11 protein-coding genes and 2 pseudogenes are annotated in these 11761 nt (G+C 36.5%); 1 reads left to right on the top strand and 12 read right to left on the bottom strand.

The genetic code is table 11. The annotated features are described in order from the left end of the window. From BBB02_RS04935 to BBB02_RS04925, 3 genes and pseudogenes are all read right to left on the bottom strand, one after another. On the bottom strand, positions 1 to 677 hold a 677-nt coding region (locus tag BBB02_RS04935; protein ID WP_218937007.1), incomplete at its 3' end, for a reverse transcriptase N-terminal domain-containing protein. Positions 678 to 1378: 701 nt separating this feature from the next. Continuing rightward, complete coding sequence (locus tag BBB02_RS04930) at positions 1379 to 1852, bottom strand: ankyrin repeat domain-containing protein (RefSeq protein ID WP_127464161.1); 474 nt, start codon at positions 1850 to 1852, stop codon at positions 1379 to 1381. Positions 1853 to 1931: 79 nt separating this feature from the next. Continuing rightward, positions 1932 to 3039 (bottom strand): annotated as a pseudogene (locus tag BBB02_RS04925) (IS481 family transposase). A 46-nt stretch (positions 3040 to 3085) separates the two neighbouring features. Here BBB02_RS04925 and BBB02_RS06505 point away from each other — a divergent pair. After that, positions 3086 to 3313, top strand: a complete 228-nt coding sequence (locus BBB02_RS06505) for a transposase (RefSeq protein WP_164741546.1) — start codon at positions 3086 to 3088, stop codon at positions 3311 to 3313. Positions 3314 to 3524: 211 nt separating this feature from the next. Here BBB02_RS06505 and BBB02_RS04915 read toward each other — a convergent pair. The 9 genes and pseudogenes from BBB02_RS04915 to BBB02_RS04875 form a co-directional block, all read right to left on the bottom strand. Continuing rightward, positions 3525 to 4169: pseudogene (locus BBB02_RS04915) on the bottom strand (S49 family peptidase); the annotation flags it as partial. Positions 4170 to 4182: 13 nt separating this feature from the next. Next, positions 4183 to 5595 (bottom strand): phage portal protein, encoded by a 1413-nt coding sequence (locus BBB02_RS04910; protein ID WP_127464160.1) that lies wholly within the window; start codon positions 5593 to 5595, stop codon positions 4183 to 4185. 120 nt (positions 5596 to 5715) lie between these two features. Next, the gene (locus tag BBB02_RS04905) at positions 5716 to 5913 is read right to left on the bottom strand and encodes a type II toxin-antitoxin system RelE family toxin (protein ID WP_237350101.1); all 198 of its coding nucleotides are present in this window, start codon (positions 5911 to 5913) and stop codon (positions 5716 to 5718) included. Positions 5914 to 6006: 93 nt separating this feature from the next. Then, positions 6007 to 6294, bottom strand: coding sequence for a hypothetical protein (locus tag BBB02_RS04900; RefSeq protein WP_127463630.1), 288 nt, complete (start codon positions 6292 to 6294; stop codon positions 6007 to 6009). Positions 6295 to 6333: 39 nt separating this feature from the next. Then, on the bottom strand, positions 6334 to 6567 hold the full coding sequence (locus tag BBB02_RS04895; protein ID WP_127463631.1) for a gpW family head-tail joining protein: 234 nt from the start codon (positions 6565 to 6567) through the stop codon (positions 6334 to 6336). Continuing rightward, a complete protein-coding gene (locus BBB02_RS04890) occupies positions 6560 to 8386 on the bottom strand; it encodes a phage terminase large subunit family protein (protein ID WP_127464159.1) in 1827 nt (608 codons plus the stop codon). Before BBB02_RS04890 ends, BBB02_RS04895 begins: the two co-directional genes overlap by 8 nt. After that, a complete protein-coding gene (locus tag BBB02_RS04885) occupies positions 8383 to 9876 on the bottom strand; it encodes an ankyrin repeat domain-containing protein (protein WP_127463633.1) in 1494 nt (497 codons plus the stop codon). The genes BBB02_RS04890 and BBB02_RS04885 overlap by 4 nt, the downstream gene beginning before the upstream one ends. Positions 9877 to 9878: 2 nt before the next feature. Then, the gene (locus tag BBB02_RS04880; protein ID WP_077188538.1) at positions 9879 to 10349 is read right to left on the bottom strand and encodes a hypothetical protein; all 471 of its coding nucleotides are present in this window, start codon (positions 10347 to 10349) and stop codon (positions 9879 to 9881) included. A gap of 35 nt (positions 10350 to 10384) precedes the next feature. Further along, positions 10385 to 11599 carry a DNA modification methylase gene (locus BBB02_RS04875; protein WP_127463634.1) on the bottom strand — a complete coding sequence of 405 codons (1215 nt, stop codon included), beginning with the start codon at positions 11597 to 11599 and terminating at the stop codon, positions 10385 to 10387. Between the last annotated feature and the right edge of the window lie 162 nt (positions 11600 to 11761).

Below are 11761 nucleotides of genomic sequence, written 5' to 3'. Positions count from 1 at the left end.
GTGGTATTAAGTTTTTCGAGCAGTGCAGAATGTTTAATATTATCAAAGCATCCGGAAATATCAGCATCCAATATAAATGCTGTTTTCTGACCAAGTGCGATAAATATAGCTGCTATTGCATCATGACACGATCTACCAGATCTAAAACCGTAAGTGTTAGGCTCAAACTTTGCTTCCCATTCCGGTTCTAGTGCCATTTTGACAAGTGTTTGCTTTGCTCTATCTGCTATTGTAGGAATACCGAGCGGGCGATACTCCGATGGCCTATCAGATTTTGGGATCCATACCCGTCTTGATGGCTTTGCCTTCTCTCTTATATTTAAAGAATTTGCTAATAGCAATCTTTCCTTTTTATTAAGATTAGACTTTCCATCAATACCTGCAGTCTTTTTCCCTCTGTTATCCTGAGTTACCCTCCTAACAGCGAGCATTCTTGCACTTGTTGATTTTAGTAATAATCTCTGAAGTTTATGCATCTTCTTGATATCATTACATTTAGAAGCTCGGTAAATTCGTTTTTGTAGCTTAAATGAAGATTTCTCCAGCTTACGCCAGGGAGTTTCATTCCATTCATACCTAACATTTTGTTGGCTCATAACATATTCACTACTATTTACAACTTTACCTTCCAAACTACAGTGTTTACGTCTGCATATCCCAAATATTACTTTAGGCATTAGCTTCTTAAACAATCCCTCCACATAGAAGCATTCAGTTGGCCACCTTCTTAGTTATCCTTTTTAAACAGAGGATAATAAGAGCTTCCATGTGGTTACTCCGTTCCATGAAGTCGTTTCACGTTAGACTTAGGTTCTTACTATTTGCCGGGAGTTTGAAAACATCTTAATTAGACCTTCTCATTCTAATTATTCATCTCTCCGTACCTTTTGGTTTATGCGTCTCAACTTTATTTCGCATATCACGAATAACGACAATTCTAACATAAGTTCCTTTCGTAACCATATCTAACTTTTCTTAGGGGGATTTATTACAAAGTTTAATATTACCCCTTTTTAATCCATGCTTGCACCCTAGAAAGTTACCACTTTTCTAAAGTGTGGATTATGATTCCAACCCGATGTTAAGGCGGATGGAATTTAACCATCACGATTTCACGACTTTCGGGTCGCACAAGAAGATTTTATTTTGAGATCGTATGGTCTACCACTTGTTCTACGCGAATTTATATCAATTTATTACTTTATTCCTCTGTTTTTTTGAAATTCCCCTCATAAAATTAAATAGCTTATTATAAAACTAGCGTCCTTGTAAGCTCTTGTTATTCATAGATTCTATAGCAGTACTGTTAAGTGAGGACATAGGTATCCTATGATCACTACTGTGTCCAGGAACATAACGATCCAGTTTATTCTTCAGCTCAATTAATGATCCTTTTGTGTCTAGCGATAGATTTACAGCCCCATGACTGCTTAGAGGTTTTCAATCTTCTTCTTTTAGACGATATATGTTGATACTCCACTGAGCATGGTGAAGTACAATCTTGCAACTCTGAAACTCTTAGCCTTTTTCTCATTGATACTTGTGATTGCTCATGTGCTGAATTTACGCTATCCTTTTTCACTCTGAGAAAGTCAGCAATATCTGAGTGATTATTGATAGCAGCATAGTGCAAGGGATTACGACCAAATTTATCATATGAATCTACATTAGCTCCTGCCTGTATAAGGTATTTTACAGTATCTAAGTTACCACTTTCAGCCGCATAGTGCAAAAGAGTCATGCGGTGTCTATCACATGAATTTACATCAATCCCTTTTCCTATAAGGTATTGAACGTTACGCAAGCTAAAATGATCCTCAACATAACTACAATATAGAGTCTTCAAATTCATTTTTTGTCGCCATTCAGTAGGCAAAATAAAATTTAAGATCAAATCGAAAGTAGAAAAGTGCAAGATATTATAACCATCCTTATTTTTGTACTAGACACAACTTAATCTGACAGACGAGAATTAACTGGCAGAAGGATTGAAAACTAATATCAGTCTCTTGCTTGATGCTACTAATATTTTTCTGAAAAGCAATATTTTTGCTATCAAGAAAAGTTTGCATCGGTGTTTTGCCATAGCAATATTTGCCTGAATGAGTCCTTGTCTCATTATAAGAACGCAACCAATGATCAACATCTATCTGCAGATCTTCCAAAGAATTGTAGATTTTCTTGCGAAAAATAATATTGTAACACTCATCTTGCATAGTCTTATGGAATCTCTCGCATATGCCATTAGTTTGCGGAGAGTTGGCCTTAGTTTTAGAATGATCAACATTTTCAATTCCTAAATATAGCTGTGATTTTCTGGTTTGCCACAGTATTCCGTGCCCCTATCAGTCAAAATGTGCAACAATGGTACGTTTTGCCCATCAAAGAAAGGTATGACTCTATCATTAAGAAGATCTGCTGCAGTAATTGCAGTTTTATCTGTTTGCCATAGCAACTCTTGAATAGGTATCAATAAAAGTTTGCTGATAGATTCTTCCTATACCCTTGATGTTGCCTACATAATAAGTATCTTGAGAACCTAAATAACCGGGATGCTCTGTTTCAATTTCACCATGTGCTTCCCTTTGTTCTTTAACTTTTTTCTAAAGCCGCAAGTTGCTCCTCTGTTAGAATTATTCCATCTTGCATAACTTTTGCCTCAAGAGCCTTCAGTCTTTTTTTGAAGGTCTCAAGGTCATTTCTCAGCCATACAGATCTCACTCCACCTTCAGAGATTATTATACCCCTTTTTCTAAGTTCATTTGCAGCTCTTTGTTGTCCATATGCAGGAAATTCTGTTGCAATACTAACTACAGCTCTTTCCATGTCTTCAGAGACTCTGTTTGCCATAAGTGGTTTTTTCTTGCTTATTTCGTGTAGCGCTTCTTCTCCTCCATTTTCATATAATTCCTTGAATCGATAAAATGTATCTCTTGAGTAGCCCATCACTTTGCATGCTTGAGACACATTTCCTAATTGTTTTGCTAGTTCTAATAATCCTAACTTTGGTTTTAGTATTTTTGTTTGTATCGTACTCATATCTAACACTCCTTTCTTTTATTATTTTATAACTTACTTTTTTAAAGTGTCAGATCAAGTATTGTTTAATACACATAAGACCACTAAAACAAAATCATTAATAGAGTCTTTTGGCTGTCATGTGCTGTACCTTCCAACATATTCACCAGATTTGAATCCCATAGAACACTGTTGGCATACCATCAAAAGCCGCCTCAGACCTCTCATGTATAAATATACAGACTTACAACTTTTAGTTGGTAATACCATAATGGAACTTTATCATCCATTTTAGGAAATACTATAGTTTTGCTCGCCACAATCTTTTTTGTAATATGGGAAATTTTTTATTGCTATGAGTTATCTAGGTGCCAGCATCTAATTATATGAGCCTGCTTGAAGCTGTTTAGTATTTGCACAATTGTGCTAGATCTCATGCGCAACTTGCTTCAAAATTTCTGCTTGTTGTTGAGCATGGACATTAGCATAACCACATGCAGGAGATGCGAAAGATTGCGATTACGTGCTATTAGCTGGACGAACATTTCATATAGTCGGTCTACTTCTTTTTGTAAGCTTTCCAGACTTTCAGACGTCATTTGCTCATGTGGGTTTAAATCATTCTTTCGACTACCAGCAAAGATTGTGGTGTACTTAATACCTTGTTTTTCATCAAACCTACTTTGATCTATATGACTTGCTATTACTCCAATACTGCCAACACCAGAAGTTCTGCTCACAAATACCTTCTCAGCGCTAGAAGCTATTGCATATGCAGCAGAGTATGCATCATCATTTGCTATCGCTATTATCCTCTTTTTTCCTCTTGCACTATAGATAAAATCAGCTAAGTCAAATACTCCATTTACTTCTCCTCCCGGACTGTCTATATCAAGTAGAATCGTCTCTATGCTTTTATCTTCTAAAGCACTCTCTATCTCTTCATGAATATTTTCATACGAAGTCATGTCTAAAATATGATCAAAAGCTTCTGTTTTTTTAGTCAAAACTCCATAAATACGTATTATTGCTATTCCTTTTGGGTTTATATGAAAATACTTTGAGTTCTTAAAGATAGGTTGTTTGCTGTTATATAATGATAGTAGTTCAAAGCTTCTTCTCTCTACCATTATTGGCTTATTTATCCACATCACCTTCCTTTCCTTATTCTACTTTATGGTTAACGTCAGAATCGAAACAAAGTCCAAAAGAATTAGCACGCTTTTGATCTTCTGCTATTTCTTGGTCAATTTCTTCTACATCGTAACCCATTTCTGATACTACTTCTGACCTACTCTTAAATCCATTTCTTACTGCCATTTGCTGTGCTTGCTGGTCTTTCAGTGGATCCACCCAATCAAATCCCTGTGGTATCCATTTCACTTCTTCTTTCGCTGCTTTTACTACTTTTTCATCTACACTGAGTTCTCCACAAAGTACTGCTAATTCTAGCCATCTACTCCATACTGGTCTGCAAAATTGAAATACCATAATGTTGTGTTGCAGCATAGCACATCTACGACGAAACTCTATTAATCCAGCTCTGATTGATGAATAATTAACACCGGTTAAATCTCCTGTTAGCTGCTCATATGTTATTCCTGTACCAATCGCTATTGCCCTCAGTTGCTGTCTCATAAATGCTTCATAACTTCCCCCAACATCAGACGGCTCTGAAAATTTTATGTCTTCTCCTGGGTCTAAAAGCTGCATTGTTCCAGGTTCCAGTCCAGATAGTGCTACTCCTTGCTCATTACTTTCACTTTCTCCCATGATATTTGCTTCTGGATCAAGTCTTGTAATAAACCCTGCAAACATCGCTGCTGTCTTTTTTCTCACTAATTCTGCATCATCGTATTGATCAAGCTCATAAAGTTTCAGCAGTATATTAGAAAGCCAAGGCTCCCCTCTGATTTGCCCAGGTCTTAAAGGTTTATAGATATGTAAAACATCATTTGCCGGTACTCTAACTGATTCTCCAAACGAACCTTCACCTGGGTGCTCTCTAAATAGGTAATAAGCTTCTCTTTGACCAAGTCGGTTAAATTCAATACCACTACGAATAATATTGCCGTTCGCAAGAGTCTGATTGCTTTTGTTATCTAAATGCTCTGATTCCAATACTTGAAGTTGCAATGGTACAGAAAATCCATCTTCGAGTTTACGATTTCGGAGGCGTACAAAACACTCTCCACCTTCTATCATGCTCCTACATACCAGAGCTTGTAATCCATAAAAATCACTTACTCCGCTACTGTCTGCTTCATCTGTCCATTTTAGCCATAATTCTTGTACTTTCTTTCGAAATTCTCCATCTCTTGCTTTTGATTGTGGTTTTATTCCTGTTCCAATAGAGTTACTTACTATCGTATCAATTATATTTGCAGCGTAAGGATTTTTTCTCACCATATCACGTGATCTACTACGTAAAGTTTCAAGGTTTTGAGACAGCAAATTGTTTATACTTCCTAACTCTGGTTGAAAGTGAAAAAATCTTCTTCCTGAGCCTGCAGCGTCCCAGGCTGAACTTTTGATTTTTGGCTTACTAAATAGTTGTTTGAACGATTTTAATAACATTTTGCCTCTTTGATTATGCAGCAGTTTGTTGCGCAATTTGACATTAAAAAATTACAGCTAGCTGCTGGAGAGTCTGGCTGTTAACACTTATGCATGAGGCTCTTGCACAAATACCAACGCTTATTCTGGGCTGCGTTCATAAATGTCCTTCCGATGTCCCATTGCAGTAATAGTTACTGTGTGTTTTGAGTAGTTTATCCTATAAATTACACGATAATCACTTACTCGTATCCTAAAATACCCTTTGAATTCATGCGATAATGCTTTACCTATTGCTTTAGGGTTGGTTGCAAGACGACTATCTACAGCTCTTCTCACTCTAGATCTTATCGTTTGTGGTAATGCAAGAAAGTCCTCCTCAAGAACTCTTTTTGAATAGATAATATCGTATCCCAGCTTGTATCTCCACCTTTAGACTGTTTTTGCAGATAATATTCTATTCCAATCTACATCCTCACTTCTAATTTCTTCATCACCTCTAGCATCACGCTCAAGAGAAAGCTTAGCCAACTTTATATCTACTTCATCTATTTTATCATCTTCTTCAGATAATTTGCTTGCTTCAATTTCTTCTTCCACTAGGTCCTTTACAACTTCTCCTATAGTTCTATTTTGAACTTTTGCCATTTCTATAAGGTAGTGAGCAAATTCCCCCTCAAAATTTACATTAACATTAAGCCTTTCTTGACTTTGATCCATATTTTAACTATAAAATACCAATTTTAAACTATAACATTTTTACACAATTTTGTCAATCCCCTTACTTGTCGCAATCACAATTCTTCTCTTCGGTCTCACACCTGCAACTTTCAGTTCAGCTTTAATACGTTGTCTTAAGTTTAGTAAATCATTTATCTGAACTTCAGCATACCTCACAACATGGTCACCATATGCAATTGATACTACTCTTTCGCCACTCTGAAGCTTTTGAATTGCCTGTTCAACCTGAAACAAATACTCTTCGTTATACATTTTCCAACCACTTACTCTGTCTCACTTTTTTGGGCTTTTTGCTTTCCATTTTTCCACTTAAACTATTCCATTTACTCTCTGGCCATCTGTCTATTCCCAGTGCTATCGATGCAGCTCTTGCATAAATTCGGCAATCTAGCACTTCGTTTCTTTCTCTTACCTTTTGCCACTCTTGTTTGGTGTATCCTTTTACTACTTTGCTGACTAATTGCTCTGCCGTTAGCTGCTTAAAATATTCAGGTGCATATTCGGGAAAATGACAGTATCCTGCCGGAGCTTCTTCACCTTCTTTTAAAACATTAAGTAATTGAAAAAGCTCTGACTTTAATATCGATACTCCGACTGGCCAGAGCTTTATTCCTCTCTTTAGCTTTTGACCACCAACTGTTATATCTACTCTACTTGGGCTACTAAGTGGCACTAGCGCTTTATTTACACCTTTCAATGCCATTACTTTTCCAGAGCCCTGATGACCTCTTACCCAGTTGTATACTTCTTGTGTTGCATACCCTGCATCAACTGCCATCATGCTTATCATGTATTCAAGACCATTTTCACCGATAAAATGATGATTTAAGAGCTCAGAGAGTTTTCCCCATACTTCCCTACCTCCTGTATCTCCTTCAAATACTCGATAATCTATTGACCAATTTTCACGGCTTTTTCCCCAGGCTACAACTTCCACCTCTAGACGATCTTTTTGGACATCTACTCCTGCAGTAAGTACTACTTCTCTCCTTGGTACTGTGCCAATCTGAAAAAATTCTCTCCTGTTAAATAATTGCTTCCAATCAGGTACTTCTCCTTTATCTACCCAAGTTTCTCCAAGCGTAGTATTTATCCAAACTTTCAGTAATTGTTCACTTTCTTTTGCATGGAGAAAATCTTCTACTGCTTGTTGCCAACTATACCAGCCAACTGGACTATAAAGACTTGAAAGATGAAATCCTTTTTTCTCATCTTTTACTCTATTAGTAGGCCTCCATTCTCCACGTTCAAGCATCTCTGTCTTTTGATGATTTTCTATCTTTTCACCACATTCTATACATATATAGTGTGCTGTACTTGGATTTTTATCTTCCCATTTTATTTGTGACCATTTTAATATTTGGTAATAATTACAATGTGGACATGGTACAAAAAAGTATCTCTTATCTGTTGCTTCAAATTCTTTCTCAATTCTGCTTATTCCATGAATCGTTGGCGTTGACACTAAAAAAATCTTTCGCCGTGCAAATGTATTAGTTCGAGCAATACTAAGCAGTACTGGATCTCCTTCTCCTCCTGAATCTCCTGGATACGCATCTATTTCATCAAGAAAGAGATATTTTACTGGCATAGACCTCAGTCCTACACTGCTGTTTGCTCCAGTAATCACAACTATTCCACCTGGAAATTCCTTACTTTGCACAGTATTGCCCGAATCTCTTGACCTTGGGTCTTTTACTTTACTCTTTAAACATGGTGTACTTTCAATCAGTGGTGCAAATCTTCCCTTTGACCAACGCTTTCCCATTTCAACTGTTGGCTGTACTACTAGCATTGGCCCTGGTGTTTGATCGATAATATAGCCTATCCAATTGTTGCCAGCTTCTGTTCCCCCAATCTGCGCTCCTTTCATGAATACTACTTTTTCTGCAGGTGAAGATGGTGATAGTGAATCCATTATTTCTTTTAAATAAGGAGTTCTTTCTGTTCTCCATTTTCCTGGCTCTGATGCTGCAGTTGATGCTAGAACTCGATACTCATTCGCCCACTCTGATACTTTAAGCTCTGGATCTGGTTTTAAACCTTCAGAAAAAGATGTAGCATATATCATATCGCTAGCTCTTCACCATCATTAGATGATACCTCAACATCACTTAAAATAGAACTGCACTCACTTGTTTTCTCACTTTCAAGTTCAATAAACATTTTCTTTTCAAGTGCTTCTTCTATGTACTTCTGAGTTAAATTACTCATTGTTATTGCAGCTATGAACGCAACTATTCCCACCATTAACGCAGCTATAATGTTAGGGTAAATTCCCACTATCGCTATTGCACATACTGTTATAGAAACACAGACGATATTGATATATTTCTTTATTTTTTTGTCTGCTATTTTCCTTTCTTCAAAATATTTATTGCTCAATAAATGAAATGTTGGAAAGTTCTTCTGTCTTCCAAATAGCACTATTTCCTTCTCTTTGCTCAGTAATTTTATTAATTTTGCGTTGTTCGTTATTATTGCATACTGAAAAACATCCGTGGCATCTGCTCCTCTCTTTAGCAACAACTTTACTACGTTAAAGTGACCATGCTTTGCAGCAACATAAATTCCCGTTTTTCCACTCTCATCTACAGCATCTATTTCAACTCCTTCACCAAGAATACCGTCTATTAGGTCTTCATATCCTTTTCTGGCAGCTAAATGAAGCAAACTGTTTTTATCAGCTCCGTATCTATTACTTGCTAAAATCTTTACTATATCTAATCTATTTGCTTCTTTTGCATAACAAAATGGTGTCTTGCCATTATCATCCTTAATTAAAGGGTCTATATCTTCTCGCGTTAGTAAAACTTCTATTGTTTTCAGCCTTTCAGCATAATGTAGTGGCGTTTTATTTTCATAATCTTGTAAGTTAACCCCAGCATTAGGAACATTTATTAAGCATCTTACAATATCTAAACATAAGTCCCTTTCGTCGTAATTACTACTACTTATAGCTACGTGCAAAGAAGATAATTTCATTGCATTTCTGCCGCTACCAGCTATATTGACATTCGCACCAAGATTTGAAAGTAATTTTACTACTTCTAGCTTCTTGTTGTTTACTGCATAATGAATTGCTGCATGATTTCTCACGTCAAGAACATCCTTATCCGCGTTTCCTTCTCTAATTAAAATTTCTACTATTTCTTCATGTCCAGCTCCTGCCGCTAAGTGTAATGGTGTATGTAGTAAAGCATTCTGCTCATTAACATTAACTCCTTTGTTAAGTAAAAATCTTACAGCATTTGCTTCATTCAACATCGCAGCTAAGTGAAGCAAGCTATCTCCCTCTGATCCATATTTATGATTGATTAGTGCTTGTAATATTTCTGCTTTTTTCCCTTCTTTGGCGTAATCAAGAGATGTTTTACCTTCATTATCTTCCACAAAAGGATTAATGTTCTTCTTCGTGAGTAACAAATCTACCATGCTTAATTCATCAAACTCTATAGCGCAATGTAGTGGGGTTTTTCCGTTTAACCCTCTGACATTAACATCTAATCCAGGTTGATTAATGAGACACTTTATTAATTCCAAACTTAAGTTAGCAGACATTATTAAAATTTAGCGTTAGATAATTCTTGTAATGAGTTCGTGATCTCTTCAGTTAGCGCCATATGAATCTTTTCAGTGTCACTCAGTGATGCAAGCAGTGCTGAAACTCTATTTGGAATATTAAGCAAATTATTACGGACAACTCTTGCTACATTAAATGCTTCGCGCTTTACTTCCTCTACTGCTACAAGTTCACCAATCTCAGCTTTTGCCTTTGCCTCAAGCAGTTTACCACGTTCCATTTCATTTTTTATTCTAGTTTTTAGCAACATTGTGGAGAGGTTACTTGTACTTTCTGGATTTTTCCTCCTCAATGGCTGACTCGGATCTCTTATTGCTGCCACCGCTTCATTTGCTTGTTCTCGGTCGATCAAACCATCCTCCAACTCAACTATTCCTTTCTTTACTAAATAACAGACGTATTGCTTTGATACTCCTATCTCTCTTGCCCATTCTGTTTGTGTGATTTTCACTTTTTTTCTCCTCTCTCTCTTTATTTACCTTTTTTCTACGAATTTTCTTCTTGAATCTTTGAAAAAGTTTTACCAGTACCAGAAAGAATTGCCTCCCTACCTGTGTACACTTGCCAACGTTTTATCGTTACATCTACAAATTTTGAATCTAGCTCTATTGTCCTACAAATTCTTCCTGTTCTCTCACATGCAATCAGTGTGCTGCCAGAACCGCTAAATGGATCAAGTACTATGTCTCCTGGTCTACTGCTATTAACTATTGCTCTCTCCATTAGCTCTACTGGCTTCATCGTTGGATGTAGTGTATTGTGTGTTGGCTTATCATAAAACCACAGATCACTTTGATTTCTTCCTCCATGCCACTCACGTTTATTGCCGCTTTTCCATCCATAGAGCATTGCTTCGTATTGTCTTTGATAATCAGACCTGCCTAGCGTAAAGTGATTCTTTGCCCAAATGATAAATGTCGACCATTTTCCTCCTGCTTCCTCAAATACTTTTTGTAACGTTGAAAACTCTGATGATGATATGCAGATGTAAATTGCTCCCTTCGTATATGCTAAAATATTGGAACAGATGTCGTAAAGAAAAAGCTCATACTTTTCACCTTGATTATCATTTAATATTTTTTTATCTTCTCTTTCTTGACTGCTACCATAATCAACGTTATATGGAGGATCACAAACAGTAATGTCTGCAATTTTATCATCTAACAGCGCTTTATATGATTCAACTACAGAGCTATCACCACAATAGATTCTATGATCACCTAAAATCCAAAGATCACCTGGTTTTGTTACTTTTTTGTTATCAACAGCTAAATCAGAAAGATCTTCTTTTTCACCATCAAAATCATCGAGAAACCTTTGAACTTTTTCCAATTCAAATCCTGTCATTTTAAGGTCAAATTGCAAATCTTCTAACTCTTGAATTTCCACCTTCAAAAGATCATCATCCCACTTTGCCCAGTTAGCTGATTGATTGGCAAGCAGTCGAAAAGCTTTGGTTTGTGGTCCATTTAAATTATCACTTAAGACTACGGGAATACTTTCCATACCAAGTTTTCTTGCTGCTTTAAGTCTTAAATGACCATCAACCACAGTACCATCACTTTTTGCAACTATTGGAATACGAAAGCCGAATTCTCGAATAGAAGCACACATTCTGTTGACCACATCGTCATTTTTACGTGGGTTACGCTCATATTCAACTAGGTTTCGAGTAGGATAGTAGTGGATTGCTAAATTCATATCTTAATAATTAAAAAGTTAATATTCAAAATATATCTGACGCTAGAGAAGGCCTGGGGTTGAACCCACCAAACCCGCCATTCTGGCTGAAAGGACCCACTTTTTATGGGTTTTTTGTCTTATTAATATCTTTACTAATATAGAACATTAATGCCAAAGCAT

Origin of the sequence: Wolbachia endosymbiont of Bemisia tabaci, from assembly GCF_003999585.1 — a bacterium.
GTDB lineage: Bacteria > Pseudomonadota > Alphaproteobacteria > Rickettsiales > Anaplasmataceae > Wolbachia.
Note: the sequence above shows the minus strand (reverse complement) of the source record. Positions and strands in the feature narration are given on the sequence as shown.

Bases quoted from the DNA above. Each gene is read 5' to 3' on its own strand.
- BBB02_RS04910 (WP_127464160.1), bottom strand. From the start codon at position 5,595: ATGTTATTAAAATCGTTCAAACAACTATTTAGTAAGCCAAAAATCAAA.
- BBB02_RS04875 (WP_127463634.1), bottom strand. From the start codon at position 11,599: ATGAATTTAGCAATCCACTACTATCCTACTCGAAACCTAGTTGAATAT.
- BBB02_RS04890 (WP_127464159.1), bottom strand. From the start codon at position 8,386: ATGATATATGCTACATCTTTTTCTGAAGGTTTAAAACCAGATCCAGAG.
- BBB02_RS04895 (WP_127463631.1), bottom strand. From the start codon at position 6,567: ATGTATAACGAAGAGTATTTGTTTCAGGTTGAACAGGCAATTCAAAAG.
- BBB02_RS04900 (WP_127463630.1), bottom strand. From the start codon at position 6,294: ATGGATCAAAGTCAAGAAAGGCTTAATGTTAATGTAAATTTTGAGGGG.
- BBB02_RS04930 (WP_127464161.1), bottom strand. From the start codon at position 1,852: ATGAATTTGAAGACTCTATATTGTAGTTATGTTGAGGATCATTTTAGC.
- BBB02_RS04885 (WP_127463633.1), bottom strand. From the start codon at position 9,876: ATGTCTGCTAACTTAAGTTTGGAATTAATAAAGTGTCTCATTAATCAA.